Genomic DNA, 16,726 nt, shown 5'->3' on the forward strand with positions numbered 1-16,726 from the left:
TCCTAGGAGCGGGACGGACGTCGGGACCGCCGGGGAGCGCGCACGCGGAGAAGCCGTGCGCGCACGGGACAACTGTCTTCGTTCACTGGCTCGGAGCCGGGCAGGGTGCCGCGCACGCGGTCCTCGGTAGACTGCCCGGGTGTCAGTGAACCCCGAGCTCGTCGGCAGGACGTTCCCGCCGGCAGCGCCGTACCTCGTGGGTCGCGAGAAGGTCCGTGAGTTCTCTCGCGCCGTCTTCGCGACCGCCCCCGTCCACCTCGACGCCGCGGCCGCCCGCGCCGCCGGGTACGCCGACGTCGTCGCGCCGGCCACGTTCGCGGTCGTCGTGCAGGAGGCCACGCTCGCGCAGCTCCTCGCCGAGCCGGACGCGGGGATCGACTTCGCGCGGGTCGTGCACGGCGAGCAGCGCTTCCGCTACGAGCGACCCATCGTCGCCGGCGACGAACTCACGGCCACCCTGACGGTGACGGGGGTCAAGACCCTCGGCGGCAACGCGATGGTCACGGCGGAGTCCGCCGTGGTCGACGCTTCGGGAGCCCACGTCGTGACCGCCACGTCGACCCTGGTCGTGCGGGGGAACGACGCATGAGCGCGGTCGACACCACCGGCGCGAGCGAGGTCGGTGCCGTCGTGGCCGAGCGGACGGTGCACCTGACGCGCGATGCCCTCGTGCGGTACGCGGGGGCCTCCGGCGACTTCAACCCGATCCACTACCGCGACGACGTCGCGGCGGCGGTCGGGCTCCCCGGTGTGCTCGCGCACGGCATGCTCACGATGGGGCTCGCCGTGCAGCCGGTCGCCGAGTGGCTCGGTGACCGCGGGTGGGTCCGCGAGTACGGGGTGCGCTTCACCCGTCCCGTGGTCGTCGACGCCGAGGGCGGTGCCGACGTCACGGTCGTCGCGAAGATCGGGCTGCTCGACGACGACGGCCGCCCGGAGCGCATCGACCTCACGGTCACCGCGGCGGGCGTCACCGTGCTCGGCAAGGCCCAGGTGTGGGTGGTGTTCCGCTGACCGAGTCGGTGACCGCACTCGCGGAGCTCACGACCCTGCGCGTCGGCGGCCGTCCGACCCGGCTCGTCGTGTGTGCGACGACGGACGGGCTGGTCGAGGCGGCCCGACGGACCTGGGCCGACGGCGACGACTGGCTCGTGGTGGGCGGCGGGAGCAACCTGCTCGCCGCCGACGCCGGGTTCCCCGGAACGGTCCTGCTGGTCCGGACCCGCGGGGTCGAGGTCGTCCCGGACGGTTCGGACGCCGTCCGGCTCCGCGTCGCGGCGGGCGAACCCTGGGACGACCTGGTCGCCCGGACCGTCGAACGCGGTTGGACCGGACTCGAGGCGCTCTCCGGGATCCCCGGGACGACGGGTGCCAGTCCCGTGCAGAACGTCGGCGCGTACGGCGTCGAGGTCGGCGACGTCCTCGCCGCGGTGGAGTTCCTCGACGCCGACACCGGAGAGCGGGCCTGGCTCCCCGTCGACGAACTGGGCCTGGGATACCGCACGAGCGTGTTCAAGCGCGGACGCCGGGGGGTCGTGCTCACCGTCGAGTTCCGCCTCGGTCTCGCCGACGACCGTGGCGTCCCCGTGCGGTACCCGCAGCTCGCGACCGCGCTCGCCGTGGAGCTCGGCGCGGCCGTCGCCCCGACCGCGGTCCGGTCGGCGGTGCTCGGCCTCCGCGCCGCGAAGGGCATGGTGCTCGACCCGACGGACGCGGACACCGCGAGCGCGGGGTCGTTCTTCACGAACCCGATCGTGTCGCCCACGTTCGCCGCGACCCTGCCGCTCGACGCACCGCGCTGGCCGGTCGCACCGGACGCCGCTCCGGCGGTCGTCCCGCTCGGGTCGGCTCCGGCGGCGCCCCCGACGGTCCCCGACGAGCGGGTGAAGCTCAGCGCGGCCTGGCTCATCGAACACGCCGGCGTGCACCGCGGGTTCGCCCTGCCCGGGTCGCGGGCCGCCGTGTCGTCGAAGCACACGCTCGCGCTGACGAACCGCGGTGGCGCCAGCGCGAGCGAGGTCGCCGAGCTCGCGCGCTACGTCCAGACGATGGTCATGACCCGGTTCGGCGTCGCCCTCGTGCCGGAACCCGTCGTGGTCGGTGACCTGCTCGACTCGGTGCCGGACTGACCGCTCGCTGGGACGCACGTTCCGGGCACGTGTCGGGCCTCCCGGCCGGCGACCCGTTCGTCGGGGCGCGGGACGCGGGGGGTCAGGAGAACAGGCGCGTCAGACGTGCGACGCCCTCGCGGATGTCGTCGTCGCCGAGTGCGTAGGACAGGCGCAGGTACCCGCTCGGTCCGAACGCCTCCCCGGGCACGACAGCGACCTCGACCTCGTCCAGGATCATGTCCGCGAGCTCGAGGGACGTGGTCGGCGTCACGCCCCGCCAGGTGCGGCCGAGCAGCGCCGTGACGTCCGGGTAGACGTAGAAGGCGCCCTGCGGCGTGGGCGTGGTGAACCCGGGGATGGCGTTGAGACCGTCGACGATGAGTCGGCGCCGACGGGCGAAGGCCTCGCGCATGGCGATGACCGGCTCCTGCGGGCCGGTGAGCGCGGCGATCGCCGCACGCTGCGAGACGTTCGAGACGTTCGAGGAGAGGTGCGACTGCAGGTTCCCGGCGGCACGGACGACGTCCGCCGGACCGATCATCCACCCGACGCGCCAGCCGGTCATCGCGTAGGTCTTCGCGACGCCGTTGACGAGCACCGTCTGGTCCGCGAGCGCGGGCACGCCGGCGAGGATCCCCGTCGCGACCGTACCGTCGTAGACGAGGTCCTGGTAGATCTCGTCGCTGATCACCCAGATGCCGTGCGCGAGCGCCCACTCGCCGATCGCGCGGGTCTGCTCGGGGGAGTACACGGCGCCCGTGGGGTTGGACGGCGAGCAGAACAGGAGCACCTTCGTGCGGTCGGTGCGGGCGGCCTCGAGCTGCTCGACCGTGACGAGGTAGTCCTGGTCGCTCCCGGCGAAGACCTCGACCGGCACGCCGCCCGCGAGACGGATCGCCTCGGGGTAGGTGGTCCAGTAGGGAGCGGGCAGGAGGACCTCGTCGCCGACGTCGACGAGGGTCGCGAACGCCTGGTAGACCGCCTGCTTGCCACCGTTCGTGACGATCACCTGTCCGGCGGTGACGTCCGCGCCGGACACGGTCCGGGTCTTCGCCACGATCGCCTCGCGCAGCTCGGGCAGCCCGGCGGCCGGTGTGTAGTGGTGGTTGCGGGGGTCGCGCGCGGCGTCGACGGCGGCGTCGACCACGTGCTGCGGCGTCGCGAAGTCGGGCTCGCCCGCCGCGAACGACACGACCGGGCGCCCCTCGGCCTTGAGCGCCTTCGCCTTGGCGTCGACCTTGAGCGTCGCCGACTCGGCGATGGCGGCGACACGGGAGGCGATGCGGGGCGCGGAACGGGGGGCTTCGGTGCTCACGCGGTCAGCCTACCGGGGCGCCCCGCCTGGCCGGAGGCACCCGAGTGGACACCGCCTCCGCCGCTCCCGTAGACTGATGCGTGGTGGTCGGAATCCGCCACGCTCTCGCGCGCCTCTTCGCCGTGTGATCGCCCCTCGGCCGGGCACCCGGTAGGGTGACACGGTCGAGCGGATGGATTCCCTCACCGACGGAAGGGCGAGCCCTTCCGAAGGGCGGTGGCTCAATTGGTAGAGCAGCGGTCTCCAAAACCGCAGGTTGCAGGTTCGAGTCCTGTCCGCCCTGCAGCTCGGTCCGCACGATCCGGTGCGGACCGGACGACGGGTCAGCAGGCGCACCGTCTGCGATCTGGCCTCCGAAGGGTGTGAAGTGGCGAGAAGAGACCTGGAGACGACGACGACCGACGACGTCGTCACCAAGGCGAAGCGTGACCGCGAGAAGCGTCGCGGTCCCGTCGCCGCCGTCGCGCTGTTCATCCGCCAGGTGATCGCTGAACTCCGCAAGGTCGTCACGCCGACGCGTCGTGAGCTGTTCAGCTACACCGGTGTCGTGCTCGTCTTCGTCGTCGTGATGATGGTGCTCGTGTCCGTTCTCGACTTCGTGTTCGGGTGGGGCGTCGGCTACGTCTTCGGGAACGGCGCGACCTCCTGACGACCACCACGGGCTCCGGACCGGAGTCCTGATCCGCGTCGGCTCCCCGGGGCCGCGCCGCACCGCCGGACCGGACCGAACGAACACCCGATCCGCCAACCGAACGGAAAGAACCGACAGTGTCTGACAACTCTCGCGCTCGCGACGACATCGACCTCTCGACCGCCGCCGAGCAGGGCTCCGAGGTCGAGGAGAACCAGGAAGGCAACGTCGAGACCTCCGAAGGTCGCTCGATCGAGTCCGCCGAAGAGCGCGCCATGTCCGTCGAGGACGAGGACGAGGCCCTCGCCACCGGCGCGACCGACGGCGACGCGTTCGACGAGGCGCTCGCCGCCCTCGCCGAGTCGCGCGACCCCGAGGCCGACGCGATCGTCGACGACGCGCTCGAGATCGACACGCCGGAAGAGGCCGAGGCCGCCGTCGAGGCGGTGGAGGACGAGGAAGAGCTCGAGCTCGAGACCGAGGAGGCCGAGGGAGACCTCGTCGCCGCCAACGCGGACCTGGCCGCCGAGGAGGCCGCCGACGCGCTGGGCGACGAGGACGAGGACGAGGTCGAGGTCGACCCGTACGAGGCGTTCAAGGCCGAGCTCCGGATGAAGCCGGGCAAGTGGTACGTCATCCACTCCTACGCGGGCTTCGAGCGTCGCGTGAAGTCCAACATCGAGAACCGCATGGTGTCGATGTCCATGGAGGACGCGATCTACCAGGTCGAGGTCCCGATGGAGGACGTCGTCGAGATCAAGAACGGCCAGCGCAAGCTCGTCACGCGTGTCCGGATCCCGGGTTACGTGCTCGTCCGCATGGACCTCGACGAGGACAGCTGGTCGGTCGTGCGTCACACGCCGGGCGTCACGGGCTTCGTCGGCAACGCGCACAACCCCACGCCGCTCCGCTTCGACGAGGCCTTCGGCATGCTGAAGAGCCTGGTGCAGGTGGCCGAGGTGGCCCCGGCCAAGGGCGGCGCGAAGGGTGGTGCCGCGGCACAGCGCGTCACCCCCGCCGAGGTCGACTTCGAGATCGGCGAGACGATCACCATCAAGGAGGGCTCGTTCGCGGGTCTGCCGGGGTCGATCTCCGAGATCAAGCCGGAGAGCGGCAAGCTCACGGTCCTCGTCTCGCTGTTCGAGCGCGAGACGCCGGTCGAACTCAGCTTCGACCAGGTGACGAAGCTCTAGTAGACTGTTCGAGTTTGGGCTCGGATCCGTGTCGCGGACCGAGCTCGCCACCGCGGTCCGGAACGGCCGGACGAGCGGGAGAGTGCACGGGTCCCCGTGCGTTCGAACCCAGGAGAAGGAAGAGACATGGCTCCGAAGAAGAAGGTCACGGGCCTGATCAAGCTGCAGATCAACGCCGGCGCGGCCAACCCCGCCCCGCCGATCGGTCCCGCGCTCGGTCAGCACGGCGTGAACATCATGGAGTTCTGCAAGGCCTACAACGCGGCGACCGAGTCCCAGCGCGGCAACGTCGTCCCGGTCGAGATCACCGTGTACGAGGACCGCTCGTTCACGTTCGTCCTCAAGACCCCGCCGGCCGCCGAGCTCATCAAGAAGGCCGCCGGGATCCAGAAGGGGTCCGCGACCCCGCACACGGTCAAGGTCGCGCGCATCTCGATGGACCAGGTCCGTCAGATCGCCGAGACGAAGCAGGCCGACCTCAACGCCAACGACGTCGACGCCGCGGCGAAGATCATCGCCGGCACCGCCCGCTCCATGGGCATCACCGTCGAGGCCTGAGGCCCCGCACCCCTTCCGACACCCCCGTGGGAGAGCCTCGCCAGGCTCGTCAACCACACTCTCGACTAGGAGAACCACCATGGCGAAGAATTCCAAGGCCTACCGGGCCGCGGCCGCGAAGATCGAGGCCGACCGGTACTACACCCCGTCCGAGGCCGTCGACATCGCGCGCGAGACCGGCTCGAGCAGGTTCGACTCGACCGTCGAGGTCGCGCTGAAGCTCGGCGTCGACCCCCGCAAGGCGGACCAGATGGTGCGCGGCACCGTCATCCTCCCGCACGGCACCGGCAAGACCGCCCGGGTCATCGTCTTCGCGACGGGTGCGGCGGCCGAGGCCGCCATCGCCGCGGGTGCCGACGAGGTCGGTGGCGACGAGCTCATCGAGAAGGTGGCCGGCGGCTACACCTCGTTCGACGCGGCCGTCGCGACGCCGGAACTCATGGGCAAGGTCGGTCGTCTCGGCCGCGTCCTCGGCCCGCGTGGTCTCATGCCGAACCCCCGCACGGGCACCGTCACCCCGAACGTCGCGGGTGCGGTGAACGACATCAAGGGCGGCAAGATCGAGTTCCGCGTCGACAAGCACGCAAACGTGCACTTCGTCGTCGGCAAGGCCTCGTTCACGCCGGAGCAGCTGAACGAGAACCTCACCGCCGCGCTCGACGAGGTCGTCCGCCTCAAGCCGAGCGCCTCGAAGGGCCGCTACATCACGAAGGGCGCCATCTCGACGACGTTCGGCCCGGGCATCCCGCTCGACGTCAACGCGATCGGCTGAGTCCCGGAGGACCCGAACGGCCCACACCGCTGCACGCGGTGTGGGCCGTTCGGCGTTCCTGCGCCGTCCGAGCCACCGGGGACCATCCGCGACAGGGACCGTCCGCCCACAGCACCGCCCGCGCTCGGCAGACGTCCACAGGCAGCTGTCGGGAGGCACGGTGCAGCAGCCGGGGCCACTACTGTGAGCCACGTGCGCACCAGCCTCACCGTCGTGTCCGCCGTCCGGCTCGTCGTCGCGATCGCGATCGTGACCGCGGTGGTGGGGCAGCTCGTGGTGCTCGTGCGCGGGGACGTGTTCCGACCGTGGGACTTCTTCGGGTACTTCACCATCCAGTCGAACTGCGTGGCCGCGGTGGTGCTCGTCGCGGTCGTGGTGCTCGCCGCGCGTGGACGGTCGACGAGCCGGTTGACGTTCGTGCGCGCCGCTGCCACGACGTACATGGCCACGACGGGCGTCGTGTACAACACCCTCCTCGTGCACGTCCCGCTCGGCGCGTTCGGGCTCGCCTGGTCGAACGACGTCCTGCACCGCTGGGTGCCGCTCTACCTGGCACTCGACTGGCTCTTCGTCGACGACCGACGTCCGATCTCGCTGCGGCGCGTTCCGTGGTTCCTCGTCTACCCCGCGGTCTGGCTCGGCGTGGTCCTCGTCCGGGGCGGCACCGACGGCTGGGTGCCGTACCCGTTCCTCGATCCGCGGCAGGGCTACGGCGTCGTGGCGATCGCATGTGTGGCGATCGGGGTGTTCATCACCCTCATCGGCATCGTCGTCGCGCGGGTGGCGCGGGTGCGGCTCCTCCGCGTCGAGCGGCGGTAGCCCCGGCGTCAGCTCCGGGCGACGCGGAGGCGGTCGAGCACGAGGTCGGCGAGTTCGACGAGCCCGCGGATCTGGTCGTCGTCGCGATCCACCCAGCGGCACTCGGGCTCGTCGGCGACGGGCACGAAGTCGTCGTGTCGTTCCCACACGAACAGCGTGCGCTCAGCGCCGAGCACGTACTGCTGCCACCAGATCTGCCGCAGGTAGTGGCGGGGGATCCGACGCCAGCCCGTCGACGTCGTCTTGATCTCGGCGAGCACCAGACGACCCTGGTGATCGTGTCCGACGCCGTCCGGTGTGGCGAGGTGGGCTCGGTTCGTGCGGGCGTGGAACAGGGCGCTCGACGGCTCGATGCCGTGCGTGGCGGCGACCCAGGCGGCGATCACCGGTTCGCGTTCGCGACCGTGGTCCGTGAACGCGTTGCCCGAGAACCGTGAGCCGTAGCGCTTGTCGGCGACCACGGCCTCCACGGCGTGGAGGGACGCGAGCCGGGCGACGTCGGTCGCGGTGATCCCGGCCGCGCGGGCACGGAGCCAGCCGACGCGGTCGGTCGCGTCGGCCAGGATGCGCGCGGTGTGTTCGCGGAGGACCGTGAACCGGTCGTGCGCGTCGTCGTCGTCCCAGAGGGAGAGCGTCGGCTGCACGATGGTCACGCGACCATTGTCCCTCGCGCCGGGACGGTCAGGAGGACACGAGGCGGCGATCCTCGCCCACGGCCACCATCTCGTCGATCCCGGCGGGGGAGAGCGCGTAGTCGATCGCCAGGGCGGACGCGCCGTGCAACGCGGCGGCGGAGCCCGCGCGGGACTGCGCGATGACCAGGTGCGAGGTCGCGAGCGGCATGGATCGGGAGTAGACGACCTCGCGCACGCCGGCCAGCAGGTGTTCCCCCGCCTGCGCCATCGACCCGCCGAGCGCGATGACGGCCGGGTTCATGAGCGAGACGCACGTGGCGAGGACCTCGCCGATGTCGCGGCCGGCCTGCCGGACGGCGCCGATCGCGTCGATGTCCGCGCGGGCGACGAGCGCGAGGATGTCCTCGCTCGACGTGACGTCGTGGCCCTTCGCGCGCAGCGCGCGGGCGATGGCCGGACCGGAGGCGACGGCCTCCAGGCAGCCCGTGTTGCCGCAGTGGCAGGGGACCTCGCCCGCGCGGGCGACGCGGACGTGCCCGATGTCGCCGGCGGTGCCCTGTGCGCCACGCTGGAGGCGGCCCTCGGACACGATGCCGGAGCCGATACCGGTGGCGACCTTGACGAACATCATGTGGTCGACGTCCGGCCACGCGTGCTCCCGTTCGCCGAGCGCCGCGATGTTGACGTCGTTGTCGACGAGCACGTGGGTGTCGATGTGCTGGCGCACCCATCCGGGGACGTCGAAGCCGTCCCAGCCGCGCATGATCGGCGGATTGGCGGGGCGTCCGGTGGAGAACTCGACCGGGCCCGGCAGACCGATCCCGATGGCGACGACGTCCTCGCGGCGGCGACCGATCCGGTCGAGCAGCAGGTCCAGGCGCCCGACGAGCCACTCGAGGATCGGGACGGGCCCCTCGGCGATGTCGATGCGGGCCTCGTCCATCGCGAGGCGGTTGCCCATGAGGTCGGTCAGCGCGACACGCCCGTGGGAGGCACCGAGGTCGGCGGCGGCGACGACCCGCGCGGTCGGTCGGAGTGCGATCTGCGCGGGTGGCCGTCCGCCCGTCGAGACAGCCGTGTCGAGCGGGCCGACGAGGCCGACCTCGACGAGCGCGTCGAGGCGCACGCTGACGGTCGAGCGGGACAGCCCGGTGCGGGCGGCGAGTTCGGCGCGGGTACGGGGGACGCCGTCCCGCAGGATCTGGAACAGCTCACTCGCCCCGACGGTGGGCGGCGCTGCCGCACGCGTCAGATCGACCATGGTCGGAGTGAACCACACTAACGACGGCGGCAGCAAGCAAGATCGCCGAGCGACATGGGACTTCTGCTTGACGCTCGGCAGAAGTGCTCGTAGTGTGACCTGCGGCCAGCGCCGGCGCCCCTCTCGGAGGAGGACCGACACAGGCCGGTACCGCACCACTCGACGAGGAGAACCAGGTGACCCCACCGCTTTCGGTCCAGCTCTACACCGTCCGGGACGCCATCGCGACCGATCTACCCGGAACCCTGCGGCGCATCGCCGACATCGGGTTCACGAACGTCGAGCTCGCCGGCTACGTCGACCGCGCGGACGAGTACGCCGAGGCGCTGCAGGCCACGGGCCTCACCGCGCCGAGCGGTCACGCTCGCCTCCTCGGCGACGCCGGCCTCGACCTCGACCGCATCCTCAGCGCGAGCGTCACCGTCGGCCTCACCACGCTCATCGACCCGCACATCGACGAGGCGCGCTGGACCACCCGCGAGGACGTCGAGGCGATCGCCCGCGAGCTCGGAGCCGTCGCCGCACGGGCAGCGGACCACGGGTTGGCCCTCGGGTACCACAACCACGCGTTCGAGTTCGAGCACCGCATCGACGGCGTCTCCGCCTACGAGGTGTTCGCGAACGCCCTGCACGACGACGTCGTGCTCGAGCTCGACACGTACTGGTGCCAGGTCGGGGGTGACTCCGCGGTCGAGATCCTCGGCAAGCTCGGTGACAAGGTCCGGTTCCTGCACGTCAAGGACGGTGACGGGACGAAGAACGACAAGGCCCAGGTCGCGGTCGGCAACGGCATCATGCCCGTCCGCGAGATCATCGCCGCGGCGCCGCAGGCCCAGCAGGTCATCGAACTCGACGACCACGAGGGCGACGTGTTCCAGGCCGTCGCCGACAGCCACGCCTTCCTCACGGGGGTCCAGGCATGAGCGCCGCACGCACCGGCCGGGTCGGCGTCGGCGTCATCGGCGCCGGCGTGATCAGCGACCAGTACCTCTCCAACCTCACCGTCTTCCCCGACCTCGAGGTCCTGTTCATCGCGGACATCGACCTGCCGCGTGCGGCGGCACAGGCCGAGAAGTGGAACGTCCCCGGCTCCGGCACGGTCGATGAGCTCCTCGCCATCGACGACATCGAGATCGTCGTGAACCTGACCATCCCCGCCGCCCACGTCGAGGTCGCCACCAAGGCACTCGAGGCCGGCAAGCACGTCTGGGGCGAGAAGCCGTACGCCCTCGACCGCGAGAGCGGCCGCGCCCTCGTCGAGGCGGCCCACGCCGCGGGCAAGCGCGTGTGCGTCGCGCCGGACACGTTCCTCGGCGCCGGGCTCCAGACGTCCCTCCGCACCATCGCCGGTGGCGCGATCGGCACGCCCCTCAACGCGTTGACGATCATGCAGAGCCCCGGCCCCGAGTCCTGGCACCCGAGCCCCGAGTTCCTGTTCGCGTTCGGCGGTGGCCCGCTGTTCGACATCGGCCCGTACTACCTCACGACGCTCGTCCAGGTGTTCGGCCCGGTCGCGCAGGTGAGCGCAACCGCGTCGAAGGCCCGCGCCACCCGTGTGATCGGGTCCGGGCCGAAGGCCGGCACGGAGTTCCCGGTCGAGGTCCCGACGCACTACTCGGCGCTCATCGAGTTCGAGAACGGTGGCAGCGCGCAGAGCATCTTCAGCTTCGAGTCGGCCCAGCCGCGTGCCGGGTTCGTCGAGGTCTCGGGCGAGACGGGCACCGTGGTGTTCCCCGACCCGAACATGTTCGACGGGGACACGAAGCTCTGGACCGCCGGCTCCGAGGAGCCCGAGGTCATCCCCGCCACGGGGTCGACCTACACGCGGGGGACCGGCGTCGTCGAGCTCGCTCGCGCGATCCGCGCCGACGTGCCGGAACGCGTCCCCGGTGCGCTGGCGTTCCACGTGCTCGACGTCATGGTCTCGATCGCCGAGGCCGCCGAGCAGCACGGCCCCGTCCGCGTCGAGAGCACGGTGTCCTCGAGTCCCGTCCTCCCCGAGGACTTCGACCCCGCGGCGTCGACGCTCGCCTGACCCCGACCCGCGCGGCCGAAACCAACGGCCGCGCGGGCCCCCGAACTTCCGTTTCCCTTCCTTTCCCTTCCCGATAGCACCTCCCACTCAACGACGAGAAAGCAGAGAGTCATGCGCACCACATTCCGCGCACTGGCCGTCGCCGCCGCAGGCGCACTGATGGTCACGGGCCTCGCGGCCTGTTCCTCCTCCGGTTCATCCGGATCCTCCAGCAGCGACGGCAAGACGCTCACCTACTGGGCGAGCAACCAGGGCACGAGCCTCCAGAACGACAAGGAGGTGCTCACGCCGGAGCTGGCCAAGTTCACCAAGCAGACCGGGATCAAGGTGAACCTCCAGGTCATCGGGTGGAACGACCTGCAGAACAAGATCCAGACCGCGGTCACGAGTGGCCAGGGCCCGGACGTGGTCAACATCGGCAACACCTGGGCGACCTCGCTCCAGGCCACCGGCGCGTTCATGCCGTTCGACAGCTCGGCGATGAAGGCGATCGGCGGCTCGGACAAGTTCGGCAAGGTGCCGCTGTCCACCGGTGGCGCCCCCGGCAAGACCGTGACGAGCGTCCCGCTCTACGGCCTCGCCTACGGCCTCTTCTACAACAAGGCCATGTTCGCCGCCGCCGGTCTCAAGCCGCCGACGACGTGGGAGGAGCTGACGAGCGACGCGCAGAAGCTCACCGACCCGGCCAAGGGTCAGTACGGGTTCTCCCTCGCGGCGGGTTCCTACACCGAGAACGCGCACTTCGCGTTCATCAACTCGGCGCAGAACGGTGGCCAGTGGTTCAACAGCAAGGGTGACCCGACGTTCACCTCGACCGCGAACGTCAACGGCATCAAGCGGTACCTCGACCTGATGCAGACCCAGAAGGCCGTGAACACCTCGAACGCCCAGTACGACAACGCGACGCAGTCGACGTCGGACTTCGCCAAGGGCAAGGCGGCGATGATCCTCAACCAGAACAACGCCGACGCCACCATCCAGTCGAACGGCATGTCCGCCGACAAGTACGGTGTGGTGCCCTTCCCGGCGCCGACGGGTGCGAAGCAGATCGCGAGCTTCCCGGCCGGCATCAACCTGTCCATCTTCAAGAACACGAAGAACAAGGACGGCGCGCTCAAGTTCGTCAAGTTCATGACGAGCGAGAGCACCCAGGCGACCCTCGACAAGCCGTACGCGGCCCTGCCGGTGCTCAAGAGCGCCGCGAACGCGACGGACCTGTCCGCCGAGACGAAGACGTTCCTCAACATCTACAACACGATGGCGAAGCCGCTGCCGCTGGTGCCGGCCGAGGACCAGTTCGAGTCCACCGTGGGCAAGTCGATGAACGACATGTTCGCCAAGATCGCCACCGGCAGCACGGTGTCGACCAGCCAGATCAAGTCGGCACTGCAGACCGCGCAGGACCAGGTGTCCCAGGCCAACGGCTGATCCCGACGGCGCCCCGGGTGATGGTGCCATCGCCCGGGGCGCCGCCCCTTCCCATCCCTGCACCCGCCGGAAGGTGTTCCACATGTCAACGACGGTCCTCCCCGAGTCGTCCCGAGCTGCGGAGCTGACGACCGACTCACGGTCCACGCTCGCGAACAAGCCGCCCAAGCGGCGCCGTCACGGGCAGTGGCTGCCGTACGTGCTCCTGGCTCCCGCGATCCTGTTCGAGCTGCTCATCCACATCGTCCCGATGCTCACGGGCATCTGGATCAGCCTCGTCCAGCTCACCAAGTACTTCATCGCCAACTGGTCGAGCGCACCGTGGGCGGGCCTGCACAACTACAGCGTCGCGCTCGACTTCAACCAGGCGATCGGCAAGAGCCTGCTCAACTCGTTCCTGGTCACGTGCGGGTTCACCGTCCTGGTGGTCGGGTTCGCGTGGGTCCTCGGCATGGCCGCGGCGGTCGCCCTGCAGCGCGAGTTCCGCGGACGCTCCCTGTTCCGCACGCTGTTCCTGGTGCCCTACGCGCTGCCCCTCTACGCCGGCATCATCGCCTGGAAGTTCATGTTCCAGCGCGACACCGGCGCGATCAACCACATCCTCGTCGACCAGCTGCACCTCATGGCGCACGGTCCGTTCTGGCTGATCGGCAACAACGCGTTCGTCGCGATCGTGATCGTCGCCATCTGGCGGCTGTGGCCGTTCGCGTTCCTCATGCTCATGGCAGGCCTGCAGTCGATCCCGCAGGACGTCTACGAGGCGAGCTCGGTGGACGGCGCCAAGCCGTTCCGGCAGTGGCGCAGCATCACCCTGCCGATGGTGCGGTCGGTCAACGTCACCCTGGTCCTCGTGATGTTCCTCTGGACCTTCAACGACTTCAACACGCCCTACGTGCTGTTCGGCTCGACCGCGCAGCCGCCGGCCGCGGACCTCATCTCGTTCCACATCTACAACGCCTCGTTCATCACGTGGAACTTCGGCTCCGGCGCCGCGATGAGCGTGCTGCTGCTGCTGTTCCTGCTCATCGTCACGAGCGCCTACCTGCTCTTCACCAACCGGAGGTCCCAGCGTGCGTGAGACAACTGGCTCCAAGACGTTCCGCGTCATCGTCATCGTCCTGCTGTCGATCTTCACGATCGTGCCCCTGTACGTCATGATCACCTCGGCCCTCAAGCCGCTCGGTGACGTGCAGGGCGCGTTCACGTGGATCCCGACACACCTCACCTTCCAGCCGTTCATCGACATCTGGACCACGGTGCCGCTGGCGACCTACTTCGTGAACAGCCTGGTCGTCTGCTCGATCGCGACGCTGTTCTCGCTCGTCATCGCGATCTTCGCCGCGTACGCGGTGTCGCGGTGGACGTTCCGCGGTCGCAGCACGTTCACCACCTCGATCCTGGCGACCCAGATGTTCCCCGGCGTGCTGTTCCTGCTGCCGCTGTACCTCATCTTCGTCAACCTGGACCAGCTGCTCGGCATCCAGCTCGTCGGCACCCAGCTCGGCCTGATCATCACGTACCTGACGTTCGTGCTGCCGTTCTCGATCTGGATGCTCGCCGGCTACTTCGAGACCATTCCGCGCGATCTCGACGAGGCCGCCATGGTGGACGGGTCGGGTCCGCTCGGGGCGTTGTTCCGGGTGATCCTGCCGGCCGCGCGACCGGGCATCGTGGCCGTCGCGATCTACTCGTTCATGACGAGCTGGGGTGAGGTGCTGTTCGCGTCCGTCCTGACGAACGGGAACTCGCAGACCCTCGCCGTGGGCCTGCAGCAGTACTCGACCCAGACGAACGTGTACTGGAACCAGATCATGGCCGCCTCGCTCGTGGTCAGCATCCCGGTCGTCGTCGCGTTCCTCATCGTCCAGCGGCAGTTCGTCGCCGGTCTGACCGCAGGCGCCGTCAAGTAGGGACGAGCCACTCCGGGAGGGACGGTGCTGGTCGGACCCGCACCGTCCCTCCCGGCACGGTCGCCCGTCGCTGGCGCGACGGTCCGGAGCCGGCGGGACAGGCCCACCTGTCTCCGCACGGCGCGTCCGAGCGACCGGCGGACGGCGGCGGACCAGGAGAGGATGGAGACCATGAGCGACGACAGCACGAGTGAGCCGCGCGGGCGGCAGTTGCGGCCCGGACAGACGAGCCGGGTGCACGTGGTCGACGTGACGACCGGCGAGGACCGCGTCGTGTTCGTGAGCGACCGCGTGCTCGTCGAGGCGCCGAACGTGTGGATCGACCGGGCGGGGACCTCGGACGAACGGCTCGTGCTCAACGGCGACGGCGACCTCTTCACGCTCCCCGTGCCGCGGACCGGCGTGGTCCTCGACGAGAACGACCTGGTGCGGGTGCCGATGGACGGTGTCCCGGAGATCAACAACGACCACGTGCTCGATCCGTCCGGCACCTCGATCGTGGTCTCCGCCCGCGACGGCGACCTCTACCGCGTCGCACTGCCCGAGGGCACCGCGGCCGAGCCCGCCGAGCGGATCACCGACGCCGCCGCCGCGCCGGTCCGCCGGAAGTTCTACCTGCACGGCATCGCGCCCGACGGGTCCTCGCTCGCGGCGATCGTCGGCGAGCTGTCGGACGACGGCGTGTGGTCGACGGACGTCGCGCTCGTGGACCCGGCGACCGGCGAACCGACGTTCGTGACGCGCGACGAGCACGCCGACGACGGCGTGGTGTTCGCCCCGGACGGGTCCGCCCTGCTCTGGAACTCCGAACGATGGGAGTCCGAGCCCGGGCACGCGCAGCTGACACGGTTGCGACTCGACGGGGTACCGGACAGCATCGCGGAGCGCCCGGCGCTGACGGAACGAGCCGAGCAACTGACGCACGACGAGCGGGTGAACTGGTTCCCCCACCCGTCCCCGGACGGCCGGCACCTGCTGTACCTGGCGTACCCGACGGGCACCCAGGGGCACCCGGCCGACCGCGACGTCGAACTCCGGATGCTCCCCGGCGACGCCGTGCTCGGGACCACGACCGAGGCTCCGCGGACCGTCGCGGTGACGCAGGGTGGCCAGGGAACGGTGAACGTGCCGCCGTGGGCGCCGAGCTCGACGTGGTTCGCCTACTGCGACTACCCAGTCGACTGACCCGCGTCGAGATCGCACGACACGCCGCCTCCCGTGGTGGGGAAGCGGCGTGTCGTGCGATGTCGGCGCAGATGCCGTGCGTGCGGGACGGTCAGATGTCGCGCACCTGGCCGTTCTTGATGTGCAGACGGCGCTCGGCGCGGCGGGCGACCCACGAGTCGTGCGTCACGATGACGACCGTCAGGCCGCGGTCCTTCCACTGACCCTCAATGATCGATATGATCTCGTCACGGGTGCCCTCGTCGAGTGCCCCCGTCGGTTCGTCCGCCAGGAGCACCTTCGGGTTCTTGACCAGCGCCCGGGCGATCGCGACACGCTGCTGCTGGCCGCCGGACAGCTCGGCGGGCAGGTGCTCGAGGCGCTCGCCCAGTCCGACCGACTCGAGCGCCGCGGTCGCGCTCCGGGTGATCTCGTCACGTGACGACCGGGCGAGCGACCCCGCGAACGCCGTCTCGACGTTCTCGCGAGCGGTCAGCGTCGGGATGAGGTTGAAGGACTGGAACACGAACCCGATCTCGGATGCCCGGATCTCGGTGAGGGCGCCGTCGCCGAGCTCGGCGATGTCCCGGTCGCCGAGCACGACGGACCCGGACGTGGGTCGGTCGAGCGCGCCGAGCATCTGCAGCAGCGTCGACTTGCCGCCGCCGGTCGGCCCCTGGATCGCGACGAGCTGGCCGGTCGGGATCTCGAGGTCGACCCCGGCCAGGGCGGTGACCTTCTTGTTCTTCTGGGCGTAGGTCTTGCCGACGCCGCTCAGCTGGTACATGGGGCGGTTCCCGCTGGCCGGTGCTGCGGCGGGTGCGATGGTCGAGACGCGGTCCGTGGTGGACATCGGTGCTCCTGACTGGTGGGTGGCGCTCGGGATCCGAGAGG

The 16,726-nt window shown here is 70.3% G+C and carries 18 protein-coding genes and 1 tRNA gene; 15 read left to right on the forward strand and 4 right to left on the reverse strand.

Translation table 11 applies throughout. The features are described from left to right. Positions 1-139 precede the first annotated feature (139 nt). Genes DEI81_RS05050 through DEI81_RS05060 form a run of 3 tightly spaced genes read left to right on the forward strand, consistent with a single transcriptional unit; the run spans position 140 to position 2,129 of the window. Positions 140-589 (forward strand): MaoC family dehydratase N-terminal domain-containing protein, encoded by a 450-nt coding sequence (locus tag DEI81_RS05050; RefSeq protein WP_111009437.1) that lies wholly within the window; start codon positions 140-142, stop codon positions 587-589. Then, on the forward strand, positions 586-1,014 hold the full coding sequence (locus tag DEI81_RS05055; protein ID WP_111009438.1) for a MaoC/PaaZ C-terminal domain-containing protein: 429 nt from the start codon (positions 586-588) through the stop codon (positions 1,012-1,014). The genes DEI81_RS05050 and DEI81_RS05055 overlap by 4 nt, the downstream gene beginning before the upstream one ends. 8 nt (positions 1,015-1,022) lie before the next feature. After that, a complete protein-coding gene (locus DEI81_RS05060; RefSeq protein WP_258368510.1) occupies positions 1,023-2,129 on the forward strand; it encodes a UDP-N-acetylmuramate dehydrogenase in 1,107 nt (368 codons plus the stop codon). Between the two features lie 82 nt (positions 2,130-2,211). On the opposite strand, the gene DEI81_RS05065 is transcribed toward DEI81_RS05060, so the two are convergent. Beyond that, positions 2,212-3,426, reverse strand: coding sequence for a pyridoxal phosphate-dependent aminotransferase (locus DEI81_RS05065; RefSeq protein ID WP_111009439.1), 1,215 nt, complete (start codon positions 3,424-3,426; stop codon positions 2,212-2,214). Between the two features lie 210 nt (positions 3,427-3,636). On the opposite strand from DEI81_RS05065, the gene DEI81_RS05070 reads away from it, so the two are divergent. The 6 genes from DEI81_RS05070 to DEI81_RS05095 all read left to right on the forward strand — a co-directional run bounded on the left by DEI81_RS05070 (position 3,637) and on the right by DEI81_RS05095 (position 7,399). Beyond that, positions 3,637-3,709: transfer RNA gene (locus DEI81_RS05070), tRNA-Trp, on the forward strand. Positions 3,710-3,793: 84 nt separating this feature from the next. After that, positions 3,794-4,075: a preprotein translocase subunit SecE gene (secE, locus tag DEI81_RS05075; RefSeq protein WP_111009440.1), complete on the forward strand. Its 282-nt coding sequence runs from the start codon at positions 3,794-3,796 to the stop codon at positions 4,073-4,075. Positions 4,076-4,194: 119 nt separating this feature from the next. Next, the gene (gene nusG / locus DEI81_RS05080) at positions 4,195-5,250 is read left to right on the forward strand and encodes a transcription termination/antitermination protein NusG (protein ID WP_111009441.1); all 1,056 of its coding nucleotides are present in this window, start codon (positions 4,195-4,197) and stop codon (positions 5,248-5,250) included. A 126-nt stretch (positions 5,251-5,376) separates the two neighbouring features. Further along, complete coding sequence (gene rplK / locus DEI81_RS05085) at positions 5,377-5,808, forward strand: 50S ribosomal protein L11 (protein WP_111009442.1); 432 nt, start codon at positions 5,377-5,379, stop codon at positions 5,806-5,808. A 79-nt stretch (positions 5,809-5,887) separates the two neighbouring features. Beyond that, positions 5,888-6,580, forward strand: a complete 693-nt coding sequence (gene rplA, locus DEI81_RS05090; RefSeq protein ID WP_111009443.1) for a 50S ribosomal protein L1 — start codon at positions 5,888-5,890, stop codon at positions 6,578-6,580. Between the two features lie 192 nt (positions 6,581-6,772). Further along, a complete protein-coding gene (locus tag DEI81_RS05095) occupies positions 6,773-7,399 on the forward strand; it encodes a Pr6Pr family membrane protein (RefSeq protein ID WP_111009444.1) in 627 nt (208 codons plus the stop codon). Positions 7,400-7,407: 8 nt separating this feature from the next. Here DEI81_RS05095 and DEI81_RS05100 read toward each other — a convergent pair whose 3' ends face one another. Beyond that, a complete protein-coding gene (locus DEI81_RS05100; RefSeq protein ID WP_111009445.1) occupies positions 7,408-8,052 on the reverse strand; it encodes a YqaJ viral recombinase family protein in 645 nt (214 codons plus the stop codon). Between the two features lie 28 nt (positions 8,053-8,080). Further along, positions 8,081-9,295, reverse strand: a complete 1,215-nt coding sequence (locus DEI81_RS05105) for an ROK family transcriptional regulator (RefSeq protein ID WP_111009446.1) — start codon at positions 9,293-9,295, stop codon at positions 8,081-8,083. 176 nt (positions 9,296-9,471) lie between these two features. On the opposite strand from DEI81_RS05105, the gene DEI81_RS05110 reads away from it, so the two are divergent. The 6 genes from DEI81_RS05110 (at position 9,472) to DEI81_RS05135 (ending at position 15,853) form a co-directional block, all read left to right on the forward strand. After that, positions 9,472-10,218, forward strand: a complete 747-nt coding sequence (locus DEI81_RS05110) for a sugar phosphate isomerase/epimerase (protein WP_111009447.1) — start codon at positions 9,472-9,474, stop codon at positions 10,216-10,218. Beyond that, on the forward strand, positions 10,215-11,330 hold the full coding sequence (locus tag DEI81_RS05115; RefSeq protein WP_111009448.1) for a Gfo/Idh/MocA family protein: 1,116 nt from the start codon (positions 10,215-10,217) through the stop codon (positions 11,328-11,330). Before DEI81_RS05110 ends, DEI81_RS05115 begins: the two co-directional genes overlap by 4 nt. Positions 11,331-11,441: 111 nt before the next feature. After that, positions 11,442-12,758 carry an ABC transporter substrate-binding protein gene (locus DEI81_RS05120; RefSeq protein ID WP_111009449.1) on the forward strand — a complete coding sequence of 439 codons (1,317 nt, stop codon included), beginning with the start codon at positions 11,442-11,444 and terminating at the stop codon, positions 12,756-12,758. Positions 12,759-12,840: 82 nt separating this feature from the next. Continuing rightward, a complete protein-coding gene (locus DEI81_RS05125) occupies positions 12,841-13,836 on the forward strand; it encodes a carbohydrate ABC transporter permease (protein ID WP_111009450.1) in 996 nt (331 codons plus the stop codon). Further along, positions 13,829-14,668 carry a carbohydrate ABC transporter permease gene (locus DEI81_RS05130; protein ID WP_111009451.1) on the forward strand — a complete coding sequence of 280 codons (840 nt, stop codon included), beginning with the start codon at positions 13,829-13,831 and terminating at the stop codon, positions 14,666-14,668. The genes DEI81_RS05125 and DEI81_RS05130 overlap by 8 nt, the downstream gene beginning before the upstream one ends. Positions 14,669-14,839: 171 nt before the next feature. Continuing rightward, positions 14,840-15,853 (forward strand): biopolymer transporter Tol, encoded by a 1,014-nt coding sequence (locus tag DEI81_RS05135; RefSeq protein WP_111009615.1) that lies wholly within the window; start codon positions 14,840-14,842, stop codon positions 15,851-15,853. Between the two features lie 91 nt (positions 15,854-15,944). Here the strand turns inward: DEI81_RS05135 and DEI81_RS05140 are convergent, their stop codons facing one another. Then, positions 15,945-16,619 (reverse strand): ABC transporter ATP-binding protein, encoded by a 675-nt coding sequence (locus DEI81_RS05140; RefSeq protein ID WP_111009616.1) that lies wholly within the window; start codon positions 16,617-16,619, stop codon positions 15,945-15,947. Positions 16,620-16,726: the final 107 nt, after the last annotated feature.

The organism is Curtobacterium sp. MCBD17_013 (assembly GCF_003234565.1).
In the GTDB taxonomy this organism is placed as follows: Bacteria; Actinomycetota; Actinomycetes; order Actinomycetales; family Microbacteriaceae; genus Curtobacterium.